The organism is Streptomyces olivochromogenes, assembly GCF_001514115.1.
Lineage (GTDB): Bacteria > Actinomycetota > Actinomycetes > Streptomycetales > Streptomycetaceae > Streptomyces > Streptomyces olivochromogenes.
In genome coordinates this window covers 372,356-392,032 of the sequence record NZ_KQ948453.1, presented here as the reverse complement: position 1 = coordinate 392,032, position 19,677 = coordinate 372,356, and the positions used below count along the sequence as shown (strand labels likewise).

Here is a 19,677-nt window from a genome sequence, read left to right as displayed (position 1 = left end):
CGGGTTGGGTTACCGGTGGTTACTCGGAAGCGTTCAGCGGGCTGTGCACACCCACGTTCACGACCTCTCCGATGACGATCACCGCCGGGGGCTTCACGTCCTCGGTGCGTACGGTCTCGGCGACCGTGGCCAGGGTCGCGTCGACGCGGCGCTGCGCGGCGGTCGTGCCTTCCTGGACCAGGGCGACCGGGGTGTCGGCCGGCTTGCCGTGCGCGATCAGGGTCTCGGCGATCCTGCCGATCTTGTCGACACCCATGAGGACGACGAGCGTGCCGCGCAGTCGGGCGAGGGCCGGCCAGTCGACGAGGGATCGCTCGTCGTCAGGGGCGACATGGCCGCTGACCACGGTGAACTCATGTGCGACACCCCGGTGGGTGACCGGGATACCGGCCGCACCCGGCACCGAGATCGAACTGGAGATGCCGGGGACGACCGTGCAGGCGATGCCCGCCTCGGCGAGCGCCTGGGCCTCCTCCATGCCGCGGCCGAAGACGAACGGGTCGCCGCCCTTGAGCCGGACGACCGACTTGCCCTGCTTCGCGTGCTCGATGAGCGCGTTGTTGATGGCCTCCTGCGCCATGTACCGGCCGTAGGGGATCTTCGCCGCGTCGATCACCTCGACGTGCGGCGGGAGTTCGGCGAGCAGGTCGCGCGGGCCCAGACGGTCGGCGATGACCACGTCGGCCTCGGCGAGCAGCCGACGGCCGCGGACCGTGATCAGGTCGGGGTCGCCGGGGCCGCCGCCGACCAGGGCGACACCCGGGGTCCGGGTGCGGTGGTGGGGTGCCACGAGGGTGCCGTCGCGCAGCCCCTCGACCACCGCGTCGCGGATCGCGGCGGTGTGGCGCGGGTCGCGGCCCTTGGCGTTCGTGGTGAGGACGGCGACCGTGACGCCCTCGCTGTGACCGGTGGCCGGGGTCCAGGCGGTCGCCGCGTCCGCGTCGTCGGAGCGGACACACCAGACACGGTGGCGCTCCGCCTCGGCGGAGGCGTCCGTGTTCGCCTGCCGGTCACTGGTCGCGATCAGGGCGTACCAGGCGTCGGCGAGGTCGCCGTCCTCGTACGGGCGCTTCGTCCAGGTGATCTCGCCCGCGTCCGCCATCGCCTCGACGGAGGGGGTGGCCTCGGGTGACACGAGGTGGATGTCCGCGCCCGCCGCGATGAGCGCCGGGAGGCGGCGCTGGGCGACCTGGCCACCGCCGAGGACGACCACGCGGCGGCCGGTGAGGCGGAGGCCTACGGGGTAGGCGGGGTTTTCGGCCATGGCGGTGCGGCTCCTCGTATGGGGCCGCTGCGCTCGGCTGGAGCGGCCTTGACGTGCTGTTTTGGATGCGGGTCCACGATACGGCGGGGGCGGGAGGGGTTCCTTCCCCCAGCCCGCCCCGTCCCGGCAGTGACACGGTGCGGCTCCGCCGCGTGGGGGGCTGCGCCCCCGAACCCCCGCACGAACGGGTGCGTCGTCGGTCTACTTTTCGGTGACCCCTGCGGAGTCGAACGTCGCCACCTCGTGCATCGCCCTCGCCGCGCTCTGGACCACCGGCAGCGCCAGCAGGGCGCCCGTGCCCTCGCCGAGGCGCAGGTCCAGGTCGATCAGGGGGCGCAGGCCCAGCTTGTTCAGGGCGGCGACGTGGCCGGGCTCGGCGCTGCGGTGACCGGCGACGCAGGCCGCGAGGACCTCGGGGGCGATGGCGCGGGCCACGAGGGCGGCGGCGCCGGCGCTGACGCCGTCCAGGATCACCGGCGTACGCAGGGAGGCGCCACCGAGGAGCAGACCGACCATGGCGGCGTGTTCGAGGCCGCCGATCGCGGCGAGGACACCGATGGGGTCGGCCGGGTCCGGCTGGTGGAGTTCGATGGCGCGGCGCACGACCTCGGTCTTGCGGGCGAGGGTCTCGTCGTTGATGCCGGTGCCGCGGCCCGTCACCTCGGACGGGTCGGTGTCCGTGAAGACGGAGATCAGGGCCGCCGACGCCGTTGTGTTGGCGATGCCCATCTCGCCGGTCAGCAGGGCCTTGTTGCCGGCCGCCACGAGGTCGCGGGCCGTCTCGATGCCCACCTCGATGGCGGCCTTGACCTCTTCGCGGGTCATCGCGGGGCCGGTCGTCATGTCGGCCGTGCCCGCGCGGACCTTGCGCGGGAGCAGACCCGGGGTCGCGGGGAGGTCGGAGGCGACGCCCACGTCGATGACGCAGACCTCGGCGCCCACCTGGTTGGCGAAGGCGTTGCAGACCGCGCCGCCGCCCAGGAAGTTGGCCACCATCTGGCCGGTGACCTCCTGCGGCCAGGGGGTGACGCCCTGGGCGTGCACGCCGTGGTCACCCGCGAAGATCGCGACGGCGGCGGGCTCCGGGATCGGCGGCGGGCACATCCGGGACAGGCCGGACAGCTGCGCGGAGATGATCTCCAGCATGCCGAGCGCGCCCGCGGGCTTGGTCATCCGCTTCTGGCGCTCCCACGCCTCGCCGAGCGCCTTGGCGTCCAGCGGGCGGATGTTGGAGACCGTCTCGGCGAGCAGGTCGTGCGGCTCCTCACCGGGCAGCGCGCGACGGCCGTACGTCTCCTCGTGCACGACCCAGGACAGCGGGCGGCGCTTGGACCAGCCGGCCTGCATCAGCTCGGGCTCCTCGGGGAACTCGTCGACGTAGCCGACGCAGAGGTAGGCCACCACGTCCAGGTGCTCGGGCAGGCCGAGGGCGCGGACCATCTCGCGCTCGTCGAAGAAGCTGACCCAGCCGACGCCGAGGCCCTCGGCGCGGGCCGCGAGCCACAGGTTCTGGACCGCGAGCGCCGAGGAGTACGGGGCCATCTGGGGCTGGGTGTGACGGCCCAGGGTGTGCCGGCCGCCGCGGGTCGGGTCGGCGGTGACGACGATGTTCACCGGGGTGTCGAGGATGGCCTCGATCTTCAGTTCCTTGAACTGCTTCGCGCGCCCCTTGGGCAGCGACTTGGCGTACGCCTCGCGCTGACGGGCGGCCAGTTCGTGCATCGTGCGCCGGGTCTCGGCGGAGCGGATGACGACGAAGTCCCAGGGCTGGGAGTGGCCGACGGACGGCGCGGTGTGCGCGGCCTCGAGGACCCGCAGCAGCACGTCGTGCGGGATCGGGTCGCTGCGGAAGCCGTTGCGGATGTCGCGGCGCTCGCGCATCACGCGCAGCACGGCCTCGCGCTCGGCGTCGTCGTAGCCGGGGGCCGCCGGGCCGGTGGACTCTCGTACGTCTTCCACTGCGGCCGTGCTCTCTTCCTGATCGGCGACCTGGGTGTCCAGGTCGTCCGCTTGCTGTGCGACTACTACGGGCTCCGGGTCCGCCTCGAACGGCTCCGGTACGGGGGGTGTCTCGGCTTCGGCCTCGCGGGGTGCGGGAACCGAGGCAACGGGCTCCGCCTCGATGGCGGGCTCCGCCTCGGCGAGAGGGGCGAGGGGAGCCTCCTGGCTCTCCACCGCCACCGCTTCCACCATCGCCGGGGGCTCTTCGACCGGGGGCCGCTCCTCCGTGGGCAGCGGCGGCACGGTCATGGCGTGCGGCGGGGTCGGGGCCAGGTGCGGGGTCGTCGGCACCGTGCCCTCGACGGGCACGAACTGGCCGAGGGGCTGGTCCGCGACGGAGTCCAGGGGGGCGCCCTGGAATCCGGCCGCGCCTGCCGTGTCACCGGGGCGGTGCTCGCCGTGCGACTGGTTCGTGGCCGCGTGCGGCGCCTGTGCGTGGGCGGCGACGCCGACCGGTACACCGGCACCGGCCTCGGCGAACGCGGCGTGGGCCTCGGCGGGGGCCGCGAACTGCGCGGCCTGGACCGGGAAGGCCTCGACGCCGGGGACCGCGTGTCCGTACGAGTCGTCCGCGGCGTGCGCCACCTGTGCCTGGGCCTCGGCGGCGGCGTGGGCGGCGGACACCACGAGGGGCTCCGGGGCGAACTCGGGCTGCGCGGCCTCCGCGAAGGACGCGGGCTCCACGCCGGTGTCCGCCAACTGGACCACGGGTTCCGGGGTGTGGACACCGGCTTCCTGGAACCGGGCGTCCTGAGCCGGGAACCGGGGCGCCTGGTCGACCGCGTGGGCGACGGGCTCGGCGAGGTGGGCGGCCTGGTCCGCGAGTTGGGGTGCCTGTTCGGTGGGCTGCGGCTCGGCCTCGGGTGTCGACTGTGGGTCCTGCGCGGGCTGGAGCACCTGCTCGGTCGCCATGGGCTCCCCCGCCTCGGAAACCTGTGCCGGGATGTCGGCAAGGTGCCCGGCCGTGTCGTCCACGGTCGGGGCGATGTGCGGGAGGTCCTGGGCGACCGGGAAGGGCGTCGAAGCGGCGGTGACCGCCGGACCCTCGGGGGCCGGGAAGCCGTCCGGCGCGGGCGCGGCCTCAGGGCCCGCCGCCACTTCGAAGCCCGGCTCGGCCTCAGGGCCCGCCGCCACCTCGAAGCCAGGGTCGGGCTCGAAGCCCGGCTCGGCCTCAAGGCGCTGCTCGGTCTCGGGGCCCGGCGCGACCTCCACCGCCTGCTGGACGAAGTGACCCTCCGACGCCTCGGGCGCGTGGGCGGCCTCCGGAGCCTGGGGCACCTGCGCGAATCCTTGAGCCTCGACCGCCTCGACCGCCTCCGCGGCCTGGGGAACCGGGGCGAATCCCGCGGGCTCGACGGCCTCCGCGACCGGCGCCGTCTCCGGCGTCGTCGGCGCCTCGGCGACCGCTCCGGTCTCGGGGCCCTGGACGGCCGACGGGACGACCGTTTCTGCAGCCGTCCCCTCGGGACCCACCGGCGGCGCTCCCCACGGCACCGCGCCCTGGGGCGGGGTCTCGGAGAGCTGCGATACGTCGAGGTACTCGGGACCGGTCGTCGGGGGACCCGCGTGCCGTACCGGAGTTGGGGGAGTCACGGGGTTCATCGGGGTGGCCATGGGCGCGGCGGCGGGGCCGCGGTCGGCGAGCGAGCGCACCGGGCTCGCGGAGCCGTCCGGAGTCGGCGGCCCGAGGTGCAGCGGGCGGCGCGGAGCCGTCGGCTGCGCGGCGGGAGCGGGACCAGGTACGCGGACGCCGCTGAGGTCGAGCGAACCGCTGTCCCGGCCGGCCGTCTCGTGCGGACCCGGCTCATGGACGAGAGGTTGTTCGTCGACGAGGGGCTGCGGGGGCGGCGGGGCCACCTCGTTGCCCCACGCTCCCTGTGCGCCCGGCATGAGAAGCAGGTCGTCGTCCTCGGCGGGGTTCTCGGAGGGGTCGAGGAAGGTGTACGCGCCCGGGGCGGGGACGCCCGGCTGCTCCACCATGCCTGCGTTCTCCGGCAGTCCCTCGCCCGGGACCTGGCCGGTGTCGGTCATGCGTACCCCTCGCCCATCGGTTAGTGCTTCCAAGTCCTGCTCGCCCGGAACGGCGCACCGACCGCCCCGCAGTGAAGAACGAGCGTGCGTGCCCAGCGGCACGAACGACCGGCCAACAAAGGCGACAAAGCCATTAACAGGCATTGTCCCGGTCGTCCGACCCTCGCGACAGCTTGATCCGCGACGGCCCGCTGTGGACTGCGCCACGTTGCGCGTCCTCAGGTTCTGCCGTACCACACACGCCTCAAAACGGGCGCGTTTTCCGGACATTGGCCTACGAAAGACCGATCGCCCTGGAGCGGTACAACGATCGGCCAGCCTACCGCGCGCAGTACGACAACAGGATCACGGGTTGCGATCGGGCAGACGGCCTGTGAGCAGGAACGCGACGCTCCGCTCGGTCTCCGTCCAAGCCCTTGTGTCGAGTTCGACGGACTGAATCAGGGCGCATTCGACCTGATATCCGTGCTCGCTGAGATCACGGCCCACGAGTTCGGCCGCGTCGCGGGTCGCCGCGTGCGTCACGATGCGCTGCGGACGGCGGTCGGCGACGGCCGAGACGACCTGCGCTCCCCCGCCGCCGACGCGTACGACATCGGGTTCGGGGAGGTTCTCCAGGACGTGCGGCGCGGTGCCGTGCACGATCTGCATCTGGACGCCGTAGCGGCGCGCGGAGTCCTCGGTCCGGGCGCAGGAGCCGGGGTTGCGGTCGACGGCGATGACCGCCGCGCCGGTGCGCGCCGCCTCGGTGGCGAAGGCGCCGCTGCCGGAGCCGATGTCCCACACGAGGTCTCCCACGCGCGGGCCCAGCCGGGCGAGTTGGGCGGCGCGCAGCAGATCCGTTTCGCCTTCGCCCAGCGCGCCGCCGTACGCCTGGGCGGGCAGCGCCCAGCCGCGCGGTCCGGTGCCCGGGTCGCGTCCGGCGATCCAGCCGCCGTCCTCGGCCGTGGCCACGAAACCGCCGATGACGATGACGACGTTGGGGTCGCGCCAGGTGTGGTCGGCGGCCTTGTCGGAGGTGAGGATGGTGACCCGCTCGCTCGCGGTGCCGAGTTCCTCGCAGATGACGAAGGTGCGGTGGACTCCTTCGAGGAGCAGGCCGAGTTCGGCGGGGCCGGCGCCGGGCGAGGTGAGGACGGCGACCTTGGTGTGGGCGCGGCAGACGTTCACCGCGCGGCGCAGGGTGCGGCGGTGCGCCACGACCACTTGTGCGTCGTCCCAGGGCATGCCGGCGCGGGCGAAGGCGGCGGCGACCGAGGAGACGGCGGGCACGACTTCGACCTCCAGGCCGAACTCGGGGGCACGCAGGGTGCGTACGACTCCGAAGAAGCCGGGGTCGCCGTCAGCGAGGACGACGGCGCTGCCACGGTGGCCCGCGATGCGGCGAGCGGCGAGGGAGACGCTGCCGAGGCGGATGCGTTCGGCGGCCCGGGGTACCTCGGGGAGCGCCAGGTGGTGCGCCGCTCCGGCCACCAGGGTGGCCGCGCCGAGGGCGGAGCGCGCCGCGGCGGTCAAGGGCGAGCCGTCCCAGCCGATCACCGTGACCCGGTCGGCCATCGTCGTCAGTCTCCAGAAGGTTTTCGCAGGTCGTCGGTGGGCAGCCCGCGGGCGGGCTCCGTGAGGGTACCTGGTCTTGCTGGGTGCGGGCGCACAGGTCTCTGCCGGGTGGGAGCGGTTCTTCCCGACGCGGTGCGGGACGTCCCCCGCATGCGGCGCGGGGAATCCCGCCGGTTCAGTTCCAGTCGGAGAACGACGTGAAACCACCCGTGTCGGCGAGCTGGTCGCCGACTCCGTCGAGGTCCTCCGGCAGGAGGCTCCAGACGATGAAGTCGGTGCGCACGTCCACCCAGCGGCCGTCCTCGGTGCGGGTGTGCGCTATACAGGCGTTGCGCAGGACGCCCTCGCTGATGCAGCCGATCTTCTGGGCGACCTGCTGGGAGGCGGTGTTGTCGGCCGCCGTGCGCAGTTCGATGCGCTCGAACTTCTGGTCGCGGAAGAGCCATCGGGCGGTGGCGAGCGCCGCCTCGGAGGCGTAGCCCTCGCCGCGTGCCCAGGGGGCGATGACGTACGACAGTTCCGTGGAGCGCACATGCCAGTTGGTCTTGGCGAGTTGCACGATGCCGACCAGGCGCTGGGTGAGGAACTCGGTGACGGCGAGGTCGAGTCCGCGGCCCGCCGTGCGTTCGGTGGGCGCGTACTCGGTGATCCAGGTGCGGGCCGCGTCCTCGGTGTAGGGCTGGGGCACGTCGGTCCAGGCACCGACCTGCTCGTCGTTCATCATCGCGGCCAGGGAGGGGACGTCGTCCTCGTCGAGCGCACGCAGGACCAACCGCTCCGTGCTGATGGAGATGTCGGGGAAGGTGCTGGTCATGCGCCGCTCCGTAACCGTCGGGGACGTCGGGCCCTCGGATCCTTCGGGCCCGCTGAACTGCCCAGCATGCAGCATGAGGCCACCGAACTGCACCACGGGGTCCACTCCGAGTGATGGAGTGGACCCCGTACGGTGACCCGACCGGAAAGACGGGATGACCGGAACTAGAACGACGGGATGACCGAGCCGGCGTACTTGTCCTCGATGAACTTCTTGACCTCGGGCGAGGTCAGGAGCTTGGCGAGCTTCTTCACCCGCGGGTCGCTCTCGTTGCCCTTCTTGACGGCGAGGAAGTTGCCGTAGGGGTTGTTCGTCGCGGACTCCAGGAAGAGCGCGTCCTTGGCCGGCTTGAGGCCGGACGAGATGGCGTAGTTGCCGTTGATCACCGCGGCGTCGACGTCGTCCAGGGAGCGCGGGGTCTGGGCCGCCTCCAGCTCCTTGAACTTGAGGTTCTTCGGGTTCTTCGCGATGTCCTGGGTGGTCGCGCTGTTGCCCGCGCCGTCCTTGAGCGTGATGAGTCCCTTGGACGCGAGCAGCTTGAGCGCCCGCGCCTCGTTGACCGTGTCGTTCGGGACGGCGACCGTCGCACCGCTCTTGAGCTCGTCGGTCTTCTTGATCTTGTGGGAGTAGAGACCGAGCGGTTCCAGGTGGACCGTGACGACGGGCACGATGTGGGTGCCGTTCTTCTTGTTGAAGTCGTCGAGGTACGGCTGGTTCTGGAAGTAGTTGGCGCCGACGGACCCGTCCTCGGTCGCCGTGTTCGGCGTGACGTAGTCCGTGAACTCCTTGACCTGCAGGTCGAGGCCGGCCTTCTTCGCCAGGTTGTCCTTGATGTAGTCGAGGATCTCGGCGTGCGGGGTGGGGCTCGCGGCGACGACCAGCGGACCGCTGGTGTCGGAGGCGCTGTTGCTCTTGTCCGAACCGCAGGCGGAGAGGCCGAGGGTGAGGGCTCCGGCGGCGAGGACTGCGGTGGTGATCTTGGCGGTGTTACGCACGAAAAGTGCCTTTCCTTAAGGGTGGAGCGACCCCGTGGTGGGTGGTTACGGGGAAATCTGCGGGTGGGGGGGGGAGAACCAGGAGGGGGTGTTCGGGCGGTCTCAGGCGACCTCGCCGACCTCCGCGGTGGCGGGTTCCTTGGCCTTCAGCAGCCGCAGCTTCGGTGCGGCGCCGGAGTGGCCGCCGCGCCGGTGCAGGGTACGGGCCGCGTAGTCGCCGGCGAACTGGATGACGGAGATGACGACCGCGAGGATCGCCACGGTGATCCACATCAGTCCGGTCTCGAAGCGCTGGTAGCCGTAGCGGATGGCGATGTCGCCGAGCCCGCCGGCGCCGACGGTGCCGGCCATCGCGGAGTAGCCGATGAGGGCGACGATCGTGGTGGTCGCGGAGGAGATCAGCGACGGCAGCGACTCCGGTACGAGCACCTTGCGCACGATGGTCCAGGTGTTGCCGCCCATCGACTGCACGGCCTCGACGAGACCGCCGTCCACTTCGCGGACCGCCGTCTCGACCAGACGCGCGAAGAAGGGGATCGCGCCGACGGCGAGCGGCACGATCGCCGCCTCGCGCCCGATGGTCGTTCCCGTGATCGTGCGCGTGAAGTTCATCAGCGCGACCATCAGGATGATGAACGGCAGCGAGCGGGCGATGTTCACGACCTGACCGATGACCTTGTTCACGACGACGTTCTGCAGGAGTCCGCCGCGGTCGGTCAGGACGAGCAGAACGCCGAGCGGCAGACCGCCGACGATCGCGATCAGCGTGGACCAGCCGACCATGTAGAGCGTGTCCCAACACGCCTGGGACAGCAGGGGCTGCATCTCCGACCAGGTCACTTGGCACCGTCCTTCACGAGCACGGGCTGCTGGCCCTGGATGTCGATCTGCAGGCCCTGCTCGCGCAGGAATCCGATCGGCACGACGTTCTCCTCGTAGCGGCCGGGCAGTTCGATGCGCATCCGGCCGACCTGCTTGCCGGCGACGGTGTCCATCGCGGCGCCGAGGATCGAGATGTCGATGTTGTACGTGCGCGAGAGCTGCGAGATGACGGGCTGGGTGGCGGCCTCGCCGTGGAAGGTGACGTCGATCACGGTGCGGTCGTCGCCGGACGGCTCGCCGCTCACCGGGAAGAGCGCCCCGGCGAGTTCGGAGCCGGGGGTCGCGAGCAGCTCGCTGACGGTGCCGGACTCGACGATGCGGCCCTTCTCCATGAGCGCGGCCGAGTCGCAGATCGTCTTGACGACGTCCATCTCGTGGGTGATGAGCAGGACGGTCAGGCCCAGCTGCCGGTTCAGGTCGCGCAGCAGCTGGAGGATGGAGCGGGTGGTCTCGGGGTCGAGGGCGCTGGTGGCCTCGTCGGAGAGCAGCACCTTGGGGTCGCCGGCCAGGGCGCGGGCGATGCCGACGCGCTGCTTCTGGCCGCCGGAGAGCTGGGCCGGGTAGGCCTTGGCCTTGTCGGAGAGACCGACCAGGTCGAGCAGCCCGAGCGCCTTGGAGGATCGTTCCTTCCCCGACAGGCCAAGGATTTCGAGCGGCAGCTCGACGTTGTCCTGCACGGTGCGCGAGGACAGCAGGTTGAAGTGCTGGAAGACCATGCCGATACGGCTGCGGGCCTGGCGAAGCTCCTTGCCCGCGCGCGGACCGCGGCCGACGAGCGCGGTGAGGTCCTGTCCGGCGACGGTGACCGTGCCGGCGGTGGGACGCTCCAGGAGGTTGACGCAGCGGATGAGGGAGGACTTGCCGGCGCCGGACTGGCCGATGACGCCGTACACCTCGCCTTCGCGGACGTGCAGATCGACGCCGTCGAGGGCGGTCACTTCGCGGCCGCGCGAGCGGTAGACCTTGGTGAGGCCCGTTGTCGTGATCACTGGGGGTTTCCGTCACTGTCGAGTGCGGGGCGCGGGTGTGCGCCGGCACGGGTGCATTCGGTCGGGAACGCGACACGGTTCTCGCGGTGGCGATGGAACCGGAAAAATCCGGAGAGAACATGCGCGCGGGGCGACGCCGCTCACGTACGGAGTACGGACAGGGCGCGGCTGTCTCGCTTCGGGGCGCGAGACGGGGCGGTGGTGCGGGGGCCCTCTAGAAGGCGCACATTCGACACATACAGCGAGCACCGGGCGTCATGGTCGCCTCGGTCGCAAGGATGCGGCTGCTCGTCGTGGTCATGGGATCAAGTAAAGCAGACGTACAGGCGGGACCCAGAACCGCTGTCCGCATTGCGGACAGCGGTGGACACATCTCAGCCGCGGGTGGAGATCTCCACTCCCCCGCCGGTGACCAGTGCGGACAGGGCCGACAGGTCCTTCACCACGAGGTCCGCGTCCAGCTCGGACGCCTCGTGGGTTGTGGCCAACGCCACGGTGGTCATCCCGGCGGCGCGGCCTGCCTGCAGGCCCGCCGGGGCGTCCTCGAAGACGACGCAGCGGGCCGGGTCGACGCCCAGTTCACGGGCGGCGAGGAGGTAGGGCTCGGGGTCGGGCTTGCCGCGGGTGATGTCGTCGGCGGAGATCAGCGTCTTGGGCCGGATACCGACCTCGGCGAGCCGGGCCTCGGCCAGTCGCCGGGTGGCGGAGGTGACGACGGCCCAGCGGTCGGCCGGCAGCGCGTCGAGGAACGCCGCGGTGCCGGGGAGCAGGACGACGCCGCCGGGGACGTCCTCGACCTCCAGCAGTTCGATGCGCGCGAGCGCCTCGGGGACCAGGTCGGCGGGCAGCAGGTCGGCGGCTATCTCGACGGCGGGGCGGCCGTGCAGTTCGATCCGGGCGAAGTCCTCCGCGGTGATCCCGTACTCGCGCGCCCATCGTGTCCAGCACCGGTTCACCGACTCGAGGGATGAGACGAGCGTCCCGTCGTTGTCGAACAGCAGGGCATCAGCGTGGATCTTCATGCCCTCGACCCTACGGGGCAGCCCGGGGGCGAGGGCGTCGGGCCTTTTGGCCCGTAATAGGGTCACGGCATGCTTGATGCCCTGACGGTCGCGACCGCCGTCGCCGCGCTCGGGCTCGCCGCCTGGTGCGGCTGGGCCGCCTACCGTGATCAGCCCACCAAGGACTGGCACTTCATCGGCATGGCCGTGGTGACCCTGCTCGCCCTGATCCAGCTGGTGGTCGGAATCGTCCAGCTGGCGCGCGGCGAGAAGCCCGACCAGGGCACGACGATCTTCGTGGCGTATCTGCTCGGTGCCTTCGCGTGCATTCCGGCCGCGGGCTTCATGTCGCTGGCGGAGCGCACCCGCTGGGGATCGATCACGGTGGCGGCCGGCGGTGTCGTCCTCGCCGTACTGGAGGTGCGGCTCTATGACATCTGGGGAGGCTGAGATGACGGCCACGGAGGAGAACGGGACCGCGCCTCAGGAGAATCAGGAGAGCCGGGAGAGCCAGGAGGGTCCGGAGAAGAAGCGCACCCGGCTGATCAGCGGCCCCGGCATGCTGCTGCTCTGGCTGTACGGCGTGATGGTCGTCGGCGCCGTGTCGCGCTCCGCCGTCCAGATCTCGACGGAGTTCGACAAGGCCCCGCTCGCCTACTCGCTGTCGGCGGTCGCGGGCCTCGTCTACGGCTTCATCACGTACTCACTCGTGCGCGGCGGCGAAACGGCCCGCAGGGCGGCGCTGGTGTGCTGCGCCGCCGAGCTCGTGGGCGTGCTGACCGTCGGGACCTGGACGCTGGTCGAGCCGTCCGCCTTCCCCGACGCCACCGTGTGGTCGGACTACGGGATCGGCTATCTGTTCATCCCGGTGCTGCTGCCGCTGTCGGCCATGTACTGGCTGCGCAAGGCGCGTACGGCCGACCGGTCGGCGTAACTCGGACCGTAGCCGTAGCCCGGGACCGTAGCCCGGGTCCGTAGCTCGGGCCCGTGGCCGTAGCTCGGGCCCGGAACGCGGGTACTGGTCAGGCGCTGGTCACGAACGCGCCCGCGTCGGCGCCCTTCTGCAGGGTCACCAGGGTGAGCCGCTCGTCGACGCGCTCCGTGGAGACCTGCGCGTAGCCGTGCTTGCGGTACATCCGCAGGTTGCGGTCGCTGCGGTGGCCGGTGAAGAGCTGGAAGGACTTGGCCGCGCCGTCCGTCGCGAGCTTGGCCTCGATCGCGTCGAGGAGCCGCCCGCCCAGGCCGTGGCGCTGCATGCGCGGGTGGACGATGAGCTTGTTGATGCGGGCCGTGCCGTCCGGGTCCACGGCTCCGCGGACCGAGGCCACCACCTCTTCGCCCAGCCTGGCCACCAGGACCGTACCGTCCGCCAACTCCGCCCTGAGGGAGTCGAGCGGCTGCGTGAGCGGCTCGATGCCGTAGTCCCCGTACAGCTCGGCCTCGCTCTGGTAGCAGAGGTACTGCAGTTTGAGGATCTGCTCTGCGTCCTGCTCGGTCGCCGCCGAGATGGTCACGCTCATGCCCATGTGTGCATGCCTCCCGCTCACCTGTTCCACCGGTCGTCCCCCACTCCTATCCCCGTGGTGCGCGGGCCGCAACCACCGGGGAGAGCAATCGACGCAGACATCCCAGGCATCTGGAACGTTCCGGACCCAGACTGCCCTGTGAGATACCCAACTCGCCTGCGATCTCCCGATAGGTGAGGTCCTTCGGGGAGAGCAGTGCCGCCATCAGACCGGGGCAGCGGCCGGGCAGCCGCCGTACCGCGTCGTGCAGGGCGCGCCGGCTGTCGGCGGTCATCGCCTGCTGCTCGGGGTCCGGCCCGCTCTCGTCGGCGGGTTCGCGGACGTACGGCCGTTCGTGCCGGGCCGTGCGGCGGGTGCGGCGGACCTCGGAGCGCACGGCTCGGCGCAACCAGGCCTGCGGGTCGACGGGTGGCCCGTCCGAGTCGAGGCGCTCCAGGAGGCGCAGCCAGACGGCCTGTTCGAGGTCGCCCGGTTCGGTCCCGGACGCAAAGCCTTCCGCGGAGGCTTCGGCGGCGAGCAGCGGACGCAGGGTGGAAACCATCTCGTGGGTCATATGCGGCGGGACGCCGCCGCCCCGGCACAGGGTTGCCGGGGCGGGGCGCTGTCACCCCATCGGGGTGAGTGGATCATCCGTTGACGAAGTCCTCGCGGGCGAGCAGCGCGGTGTCCGCGTTGTCCGAGAAGACGCCGTCGATGCCCGTGGCGAAGTAGGTCTTGAAGGCACCGAAGGCGTCGCCGTAGGCGTTCGGGTCGGTGCCCTGCCGGAAGTTCGCGGGCAGGAAGGCGTTCTCGTTGCGCATCGTGTACGGGTGCAGGATCAGACCCGCGCGGTGCGCGTCGGCGACCAGCGTGGTCGGCGTGGTGAGGGCGCCGTTCGCGTCCTTGAGGATGACCAGGTCGAGCGTGGGGCCGATGCCCTGGGCGTACGAGGCGATCCACTTCAGGCCCTCGGGCTTGACGAGGTCGGCGACGGTGCGCGGGTCACCCGTCGTGACGAAGTCCCAGGGGCGGGTGTTCGCGGCGGAGAGCAGCACGACGAGCGGGTTGTCGACCAGCTTGTCGAGGCGCTGGATGCTGGTCGGCTCGAAGGACTGGATGATGACCGGCGAGTTCTTCTTGTCCTTGCCGTGCTTGCGGAGCACCTTGGCGAGGCGCTCCTCCAGGCCGAGGCCCAGCGCCCGGAAATAGGTGGGGTGCTTGGTCTCGGGGTAGATCCAGACCTGCTTGCCGCGCTTGCGGGTCTGCTCGTCCTGCCAGCGGAGCACCTCTTCGAAGGTGGGGATCTCCCAACGGCCGTTGTAGAGCGTGTTGTGCGGGCGGTTGCCGGGGATGCGCTCGACGGCCCGCAGGGTCTTCAGCTCGGCCAGCGTGAAGTCCTCGGTGAACCAACCCGTGGTGGGGATGCCGTCGAGGGTCTTGGTGGTCTTGCGGTCGGCGAACTCGGGGTGCGCCGACACGTCGGTGGTGCCGCCGATCTCCGGCTCGTGCCGGCAGACGAGGTGGCCGTCCTTGGTGGGGACCAGGTCACCGGCCTCGACGACGTCTGCGCCCATGTCGAGGGCCAGCTGGTACGAGCCGAAGGTGTGCTCGGGCCGGTAGCCGCTGGCGCCCCGGTGCCCGATGACGGTCGGCTTCGGCAGGCTCTTGTAGCCACCGCCGTGCCCGCCGCTCCCGTGCCGCTCGTCGGCTCTCGCCGCACCCGGCAGCCCGAGGACCGCTCCGCCCGCGCCGAGCACCGCGGCCCCGAGCAGCGCGCGTCGCGCCGTGCCCCGGTCCTGCCCGTTCGGCTCCCGCGACTGCGATGTCCCCTGCGTCCCCTGCGTCCCCATGAGCGCTCCTCCCGCCGTACCGCCCCGTACCTGTCAAAGCGGGTCGATCGTAGGTTCCCTTCCGTGACGGGAGGGAGACCTGTGGCGGAACACGTGGGTGCCACTGGATGGCGTACGGAACAGCTGTACGGAACAAGGGGGCTGGCAATCCGTCAGTTTCGGGGTGACGGTGGCGGGTACGCGGTCCGGGTACGCGGTCAGAGGTTCCCGATTCCGGGGTCCCGGTCCCGGGCGGCACTGACGGCCCCGGAGTCGCTGACGTGCTGGGCCGCGTGGGCGCGGCCGCGGGCGTCGCGCAGGCCCTTGGTCGCCTGCGCCTCGATCCGCGCCGAGTCGGGGCTGTCGTAGACGCGGCGGCGGTCCCTGCGGATCAGGACCACTGCGGCACTCCCGAGGACCAGGACCAAGGCGGCGAGCGTCACGATCATGTATCCCACCATCCCCGCTCCATCCGGTCGACCCGGTCGACCCGGTCGACCCGGTCGAAATGCGCGACTCGTTCGGCGAACCTGTGCATCTCGTTCGGCGTGGCGGCCGAAGCCGTCGCGAGATACGTCACATGCTTCCGTCCGTGTGACGAACGCGCAACAGCCCGCCACCTCAGGTAAACATTGGTCAACAGTCCGTATCCAGTCGGTGAACCCGATGTGCAATCACCGGGGGGCCGCGAGTATCGTCCTCACCTGCACAGACTTCATACCGATCCCTTGACACCGGAGGGCCCGTTGTCCCGCTTCGCGCTCATCAAGGCAGTGCTCGGACCGATCATGCGCCTGATGTTCCGCCCACGGGTGGAAGGCGTGGAGCACATCCCGGGCGACGGCCCGGTCATCCTGGCCGGCAACCACCTCACGTTCATCGACTCGATGATCATGCCGCTCTTCTGCGACCGCCAGGTCTTCTTCATCGGCAAGGACGAGTACGTCACCGGCAAGGGCATCAAGGGTCGGCTGATGGCCTGGTTCTTCACCGGCACCGGGATGATCCCCGTCGACCGTGACGGCGGCCACGGCGGTGTCGCGGCGCTGATGACCGGCCGCCGGGTGCTGGAGGAGGGCAAGGTCTTCAGCATCTACCCGGAGGGCACCCGCTCCCCCGACGGCCGGCTCTACCGCGGTCGTACCGGCATCGCCCGGCTGGCCCTGATGACCGGCGCGCCCGTGATCCCGTTCGCCATCATCGGCACGGACAAGGTCCAGCCCGGTGGGGCCGGGTTCCCGCGGCCCGGCCGGGTGACGCTCCGCTTCGGTGAGCCGATGGAGTTCTCGCGGTACGAAGGCATGGACCGTGACCGGTATGTGTTGCGGGCCGTGACCGACTCCGTGATGACCGAGGTCATGCGGTTGTCGGGGCAGGAGTACGTGGACATGTACGCCACGAAGGCGAAGGCCGCGTAGCGCCTCCGGCGGTTCGGCCGTGTCTTGCCTGCGGGTGAGTTGTGGCTGGTCGCGCAGTTCCTCGCGCCCCTGAGGGACGCCCCCCTCAAGCCCCGTTTTCCAGTTTCTGGTCCTTCAGCAGGAACCATGCGGCTGTTGCCGTGGCTAGCAGTACCGCCGCTCCGATGCCGGACGCCAGTGCCAGGCCGTCCACGAAGGAGGTGCGAGCCGCGGTCAGCAGGGCCTCCGCGGTGTGGGTGGGCAGGGTTGCCGCCGCCTCCACCGCGCCGCCAAGTGAGTCGTGGGCCCCTGCCGGGGTGCCCGCGGGGCCGGTGAAGCCCGCGTAGACACCGGTGACGATGGAGCCGAGCAGGGCGATGCCGAGGGCGGCGCCGAGCTCGTACGCCGTCTCGGAGACCGCGGACGCGGCGCCGGCCTGCTCCTTGGGCACGCTGGAGAGGATCACGTCGGCGGTGACGGTGAACGAGAAACCCGCGCCGATGCCGACGATCAGAAGCGCCGAGCCGAGCACCGAGTACCCGGTGGACTGGTTCAACAGGGTGAGTACACCGAGCGCGAGGCCCACGGCGGCGAGACCGCCGGAGACCACGGCACGCACCGAGTAGCGGCGCGCGACCGAGCCCGCGATCAGACCCGCTCCCACCGCGCCGATGGCGGCGGGCAGTTCGGCGAGCCCCGCCTGGAACGGCGGCCTGCCCTGGACGAGTTGCAGGTACTGGGACAGGAAGAAGACCAGTCCGGACAGGCCGAAGACGGTCAGCAGATCGGCGAGCACCGCCGCCGAGAAGCCCCGGTTGCGGAACAGCCGCATGTCCAGCAGCGGTACGGGCATAGCGAGTTGACGGCGTACGAAGCCGTAGAGGGCTCCGGCGCCGAGCACGCCGACGGCCATCGGCTCCCAGGTGAACCCGTGCGTGGCGGCCTCCTTCACCGCGTACACGATGCCGATCATGCCGACGAGGGAGAGCACGACGCTGGCCAGGTCCCAGGGGCCGGGGTTCGGGTTGCGGGACTCGGGCAGCAGCTTGATGCCGACGGGGACGAGAATCAGCATCACGGGCACGTTGATGAGGAAGACCGAACCCCACCAGAAGTGTTCGAGCAGGAAGCCACCTACGACGGGCCCGACCGCCGTGCCGGCGGAGGCCGTGGCGCCCCAGATGCCGATGGCGAGGCTGCGCTCGCGCGGGTCGTGGAAGAGGTTACGGATGAGGGCGAGCGTGGCGGGCATCAGGGTCGCGCCCGCGACGCCGAGCAGCGCCCGCGCCAGGATCATCGTCTCCGGGCTCGTCGCGTACGCGTTGAGCACCGATATCGCGCCGAACGCCGTGGCGCCCATCAGCAGCAGCTTCTTGCGGCCGATGCGGTCGCCGAGGCTGCCCATGGAGACGAGCAGACCGGCGATGACGAACGAGTAGACGTCACCGATCCACAGAAGCTGGGTGCCGGAGGGCTTCAGGTCCTCGCTGATGTAAGGGGTCGCGAGACCGAGCACGGTCGCGTCGACGGCCACCAACAGCACGGCGAGGACGAGGACGCAGAGCGCGAGCCAACGGCCCGGACGCTTCTCCACCTCCGCCGTCAACACCGGCTGCAGGGTGCTGGTCATGATCACTCTCTCCGTAGTGCGCCGCCGAGCAGCAGCTCGACGATCATGTAGTGGAAGTCCTTGGCGGCGACGCGGCCCTCGGTCACGGCCCACGCGCCCGAGGCCATCAGCCCGTAGAGCGCCTCGGTGAGCCAGGCGGGGCTGAGGTCGATGCGGAACTCGCCGTCTTCCTGGCCGCGCCGGAACAGGGCGGCCATCCGGGCATCGAGCCGGGCCCAGCCCTCGTTCTGCCCCTCACCCTCGAACAGTTGGTTCTCGGTGTAGAGGAAGGCGAGCAGACCGGCCACTCGTTCGAGCTCCTTCACCAGGCGGCGCAGGGCCTCCTGAGCGGTGCCCTCGTCGAGGCGGGTGGCATCGAGCGCCGCCTCGCACTCCTCGATGCCGAGGGCCTCCAGTGCGCGGACGAGCGCGTCCCGTCCGGCGAACTGGCGGTGCAGCGTGGCCCGGCTGATCCCGGCCGCCCGGGCGACCTCGTCCATGGTGGCGGTGGATTTGCGGGTGAGCAGGGCGGCTGCGCTGCGCAGCACGTGGTCACGGTCGACGGCCATGAGACAACGGTACCCCATGTGAGACATACTTGTCTCATCAGGAGCGTGCGAGTCTCACCCGCGTCCCATTTTGTTGACTTTTGCGGTGCCGGGATTTCCGCCGCGGTCAGTGCCAGGGCAGCTGCCCGCGCCGCTCCCAGTACACGTCCGGGTCCTCCGCGAGCGCCGCGAGGCGGGTCAGCTGGTCCTCGTCCAGGTCGACGACGGCCGCGTGCAGGTTCGAGGCGAGCTGGGCGGAGGTGGCGGCGCCCGAGAGGACGACTCCGGCCCAGGGCTGCCGCAGGATCAGCGCGAGGGAGACGGCGTCGGCGCCGAGGCCCGTCTCCTCGGCGATCGCCCGCACCGCGTCCGGCGCGTGCTCGGCGGCCAGGCGGCCGTTGGCCATGCCCTCCTTGACGATCACCGTGAGCCCGGCGTCGTGCGCCTCGGCGAGGGCGGGAGCCGCCGAGGTCTCCAGGACGTTGTACGTCGACTGGACGGTACGGAAGAGAGGCTCGCCGTCGACCGTCACGGCGAGCGCGGCGCGGATGGCGTCAGCCTGAGCGGGTCCGCTCGTGGAGAACCCGATCGAAAGGCCCTGAGCGGCCGCCTCGGCGAGTTTCGCGTGGAGTTCCTTGTCGGTGAGGGCCGGGCTGTCCGGGGTCACCGAGTGGATCTGGTAGAGGTCGAGCCGGTCACCGAGCAGCGCGGCGGTCTCGGCGCGCTGTCGCTCGTACGTGGCGAGGGTGTGGTCCTTGACCTCGTGCTTCTCGGCGTCGGTGGTCCAGTCCGCGGTGTAGGTGTAGCCCCACTTGCTCCCGATGACCACGTCGTCGACATCCGGCCGGCTCTTCAGCCAGTCGGCGAGGAACTCCTCCGAACGGCCGTAGGAGCGGGCCGCGTCGAAGTAGCGCACGCCCTGGGCGTAGGCGGCGTCGAGGAGTTCGTGGGTGCGGGCGCGCAGCGTTTCGACGCTGCGGTCCTCTCCGAGGTCATGGTCCCGGCCGAGGTTGATGTACCCCGGGCGGCCGACGGCGGCGAGGCCCAGGCCGATGTGGCAGGTGGGCGTCGTGGCGGTGGCGAGACGGGCGAAGGGCATCGCGGGCTCCGTTCGGTCGGCTCCGGTACGGCTCCTGACCAACGTAACCCGCGATGACCTTCGGCTCTCGCCTCAGAGCTCGTTGCGTGCGGTGCTTCGGCGAGTGCGAGTTCGTCGTGGCTTGTCGCGCAGCTCCCCGCGCCCCTTGCGGGGCGC

Annotated in this window: 18 protein-coding genes; 3 read left to right on the top strand and 15 right to left on the bottom strand. The window is 71.1% G+C overall.

Annotation, left to right across the window (positions count from 1 at the left end; genetic code table 11):
* Positions 1–19 precede the first annotated feature (19 nt).
* From cobA to AQJ27_RS11395, 8 genes are all read right to left on the bottom strand, one after another.
* Positions 20–1,264 carry a uroporphyrinogen-III C-methyltransferase gene (gene cobA, locus AQJ27_RS11430; protein ID WP_067365813.1) on the bottom strand — a complete coding sequence of 415 codons (1,245 nt, stop codon included), beginning with the start codon at positions 1,262–1,264 and terminating at the stop codon, positions 20–22.
* 201 nt (positions 1,265–1,465) lie between these two features.
* Positions 1,466–5,296: a nicotinate-nucleotide--dimethylbenzimidazole phosphoribosyltransferase gene (gene cobT, locus AQJ27_RS11425; RefSeq protein WP_067365811.1), complete on the bottom strand. Its 3,831-nt coding sequence runs from the start codon at positions 5,294–5,296 to the stop codon at positions 1,466–1,468.
* Between the two features lie 345 nt (positions 5,297–5,641).
* Complete coding sequence (gene cbiE / locus AQJ27_RS11420; protein ID WP_067365808.1) at positions 5,642–6,853, bottom strand: precorrin-6y C5,15-methyltransferase (decarboxylating) subunit CbiE; 1,212 nt, start codon at positions 6,851–6,853, stop codon at positions 5,642–5,644.
* 175 nt (positions 6,854–7,028) lie between these two features.
* Positions 7,029–7,667 carry a GNAT family N-acetyltransferase gene (locus tag AQJ27_RS11415; protein ID WP_067365805.1) on the bottom strand — a complete coding sequence of 213 codons (639 nt, stop codon included), beginning with the start codon at positions 7,665–7,667 and terminating at the stop codon, positions 7,029–7,031.
* A 164-nt stretch (positions 7,668–7,831) separates the two neighbouring features.
* Positions 7,832–8,662, bottom strand: a complete 831-nt coding sequence (locus tag AQJ27_RS11410) for a MetQ/NlpA family ABC transporter substrate-binding protein (protein WP_054230613.1) — start codon at positions 8,660–8,662, stop codon at positions 7,832–7,834.
* A gap of 102 nt (positions 8,663–8,764) precedes the next feature.
* Positions 8,765–9,502, bottom strand: a complete 738-nt coding sequence (locus AQJ27_RS11405) for a methionine ABC transporter permease (protein ID WP_067365802.1) — start codon at positions 9,500–9,502, stop codon at positions 8,765–8,767.
* The gene (locus AQJ27_RS11400) at positions 9,499–10,533 is read right to left on the bottom strand and encodes a methionine ABC transporter ATP-binding protein (protein ID WP_067365799.1); all 1,035 of its coding nucleotides are present in this window, start codon (positions 10,531–10,533) and stop codon (positions 9,499–9,501) included. The genes AQJ27_RS11405 and AQJ27_RS11400 overlap by 4 nt, the downstream gene beginning before the upstream one ends.
* Before the next feature lie 374 nt (positions 10,534–10,907).
* On the bottom strand, positions 10,908–11,555 hold the full coding sequence (locus tag AQJ27_RS11395) for an HAD family hydrolase (protein ID WP_067365793.1): 648 nt from the start codon (positions 11,553–11,555) through the stop codon (positions 10,908–10,910).
* Between the two features lie 69 nt (positions 11,556–11,624).
* On the opposite strand from AQJ27_RS11395, the gene AQJ27_RS11390 reads away from it, so the two are divergent.
* Together AQJ27_RS11390 and AQJ27_RS11385 are read left to right on the top strand one after the other, a co-directional pair.
* Positions 11,625–11,984, top strand: a complete 360-nt coding sequence (locus AQJ27_RS11390; protein ID WP_067365790.1) for a hypothetical protein — start codon at positions 11,625–11,627, stop codon at positions 11,982–11,984.
* A 109-nt stretch (positions 11,985–12,093) separates the two neighbouring features.
* Positions 12,094–12,468, top strand: a complete 375-nt coding sequence (locus tag AQJ27_RS11385) for a hypothetical protein (RefSeq protein WP_097288849.1) — start codon at positions 12,094–12,096, stop codon at positions 12,466–12,468.
* Between the two features lie 88 nt (positions 12,469–12,556).
* Here the strand turns inward: AQJ27_RS11385 and AQJ27_RS11380 are convergent, their stop codons facing one another.
* The 4 genes from AQJ27_RS11380 to AQJ27_RS11365 form a co-directional block, all read right to left on the bottom strand.
* On the bottom strand, positions 12,557–13,060 hold the full coding sequence (locus AQJ27_RS11380) for a GNAT family N-acetyltransferase (RefSeq protein WP_067365781.1): 504 nt from the start codon (positions 13,058–13,060) through the stop codon (positions 12,557–12,559).
* Between the two features lie 46 nt (positions 13,061–13,106).
* Positions 13,107–13,613: a sigma-70 family RNA polymerase sigma factor gene (locus AQJ27_RS11375; RefSeq protein WP_067365778.1), complete on the bottom strand. Its 507-nt coding sequence runs from the start codon at positions 13,611–13,613 to the stop codon at positions 13,107–13,109.
* A 73-nt stretch (positions 13,614–13,686) separates the two neighbouring features.
* Entirely contained in the window at positions 13,687–14,889 is a 1,203-nt protein-coding gene (locus AQJ27_RS11370; RefSeq protein ID WP_067365776.1) for a glycerophosphodiester phosphodiesterase, read from the bottom strand.
* Positions 14,890–15,086: 197 nt separating this feature from the next.
* Positions 15,087–15,329 carry a hypothetical protein gene (locus tag AQJ27_RS11365; RefSeq protein WP_159064346.1) on the bottom strand — a complete coding sequence of 81 codons (243 nt, stop codon included), beginning with the start codon at positions 15,327–15,329 and terminating at the stop codon, positions 15,087–15,089.
* A 267-nt stretch (positions 15,330–15,596) separates the two neighbouring features.
* Between AQJ27_RS11365 and AQJ27_RS11360 the strand changes: the two genes are divergently transcribed.
* Positions 15,597–16,286 (top strand): lysophospholipid acyltransferase family protein, encoded by a 690-nt coding sequence (locus AQJ27_RS11360; protein ID WP_079064917.1) that lies wholly within the window; start codon positions 15,597–15,599, stop codon positions 16,284–16,286.
* A gap of 85 nt (positions 16,287–16,371) precedes the next feature.
* On the opposite strand, the gene AQJ27_RS11355 is transcribed toward AQJ27_RS11360, so the two are convergent.
* The 3 genes from AQJ27_RS11355 to AQJ27_RS11345 form a co-directional block, all read right to left on the bottom strand.
* Positions 16,372–17,895: an MFS transporter gene (locus tag AQJ27_RS11355; protein ID WP_067365762.1), complete on the bottom strand. Its 1,524-nt coding sequence runs from the start codon at positions 17,893–17,895 to the stop codon at positions 16,372–16,374.
* Positions 17,896–17,897: 2 nt separating this feature from the next.
* Positions 17,898–18,443 (bottom strand): TetR/AcrR family transcriptional regulator, encoded by a 546-nt coding sequence (locus tag AQJ27_RS11350; protein WP_067365760.1) that lies wholly within the window; start codon positions 18,441–18,443, stop codon positions 17,898–17,900.
* A 106-nt stretch (positions 18,444–18,549) separates the two neighbouring features.
* Positions 18,550–19,521, bottom strand: a complete 972-nt coding sequence (locus AQJ27_RS11345; RefSeq protein ID WP_067365758.1) for an aldo/keto reductase — start codon at positions 19,519–19,521, stop codon at positions 18,550–18,552.
* Between the last annotated feature and the right edge of the window lie 156 nt (positions 19,522–19,677).

Bases quoted from the DNA above. Each gene is read 5' to 3' on its own strand.
- AQJ27_RS11345 (WP_067365758.1), bottom strand. From the start codon at position 19,521: ATGCCCTTCGCCCGTCTCGCCACCGCCACGACGCCCACCTGCCACATC.
- AQJ27_RS11375 (WP_067365778.1), bottom strand. From the start codon at position 13,613: ATGACCCACGAGATGGTTTCCACCCTGCGTCCGCTGCTCGCCGCCGAA.
- AQJ27_RS11365 (WP_159064346.1), bottom strand. From the start codon at position 15,329: ATGGTGGGATACATGATCGTGACGCTCGCCGCCTTGGTCCTGGTCCTC.
- AQJ27_RS11390 (WP_067365790.1), top strand. From the start codon at position 11,625: ATGCTTGATGCCCTGACGGTCGCGACCGCCGTCGCCGCGCTCGGGCTC.
- AQJ27_RS11395 (WP_067365793.1), bottom strand. From the start codon at position 11,555: ATGAAGATCCACGCTGATGCCCTGCTGTTCGACAACGACGGGACGCTC.
- cobA (WP_067365813.1), bottom strand. From the start codon at position 1,264: ATGGCCGAAAACCCCGCCTACCCCGTAGGCCTCCGCCTCACCGGCCGC.
- AQJ27_RS11355 (WP_067365762.1), bottom strand. From the start codon at position 17,895: ATGACCAGCACCCTGCAGCCGGTGTTGACGGCGGAGGTGGAGAAGCGT.
- AQJ27_RS11350 (WP_067365760.1), bottom strand. From the start codon at position 18,443: ATGGCCGTCGACCGTGACCACGTGCTGCGCAGCGCAGCCGCCCTGCTC.
- AQJ27_RS11415 (WP_067365805.1), bottom strand. From the start codon at position 7,667: ATGACCAGCACCTTCCCCGACATCTCCATCAGCACGGAGCGGTTGGTC.
- AQJ27_RS11385 (WP_097288849.1), top strand. From the start codon at position 12,094: ATGCTGCTGCTCTGGCTGTACGGCGTGATGGTCGTCGGCGCCGTGTCG.
- cbiE (WP_067365808.1), bottom strand. From the start codon at position 6,853: ATGGCCGACCGGGTCACGGTGATCGGCTGGGACGGCTCGCCCTTGACC.
- AQJ27_RS11370 (WP_067365776.1), bottom strand. From the start codon at position 14,889: ATGGGGACGCAGGGGACGCAGGGGACATCGCAGTCGCGGGAGCCGAAC.
- AQJ27_RS11380 (WP_067365781.1), bottom strand. From the start codon at position 13,060: ATGGGCATGAGCGTGACCATCTCGGCGGCGACCGAGCAGGACGCAGAG.
- cobT (WP_067365811.1), bottom strand. From the start codon at position 5,296: ATGACCGACACCGGCCAGGTCCCGGGCGAGGGACTGCCGGAGAACGCA.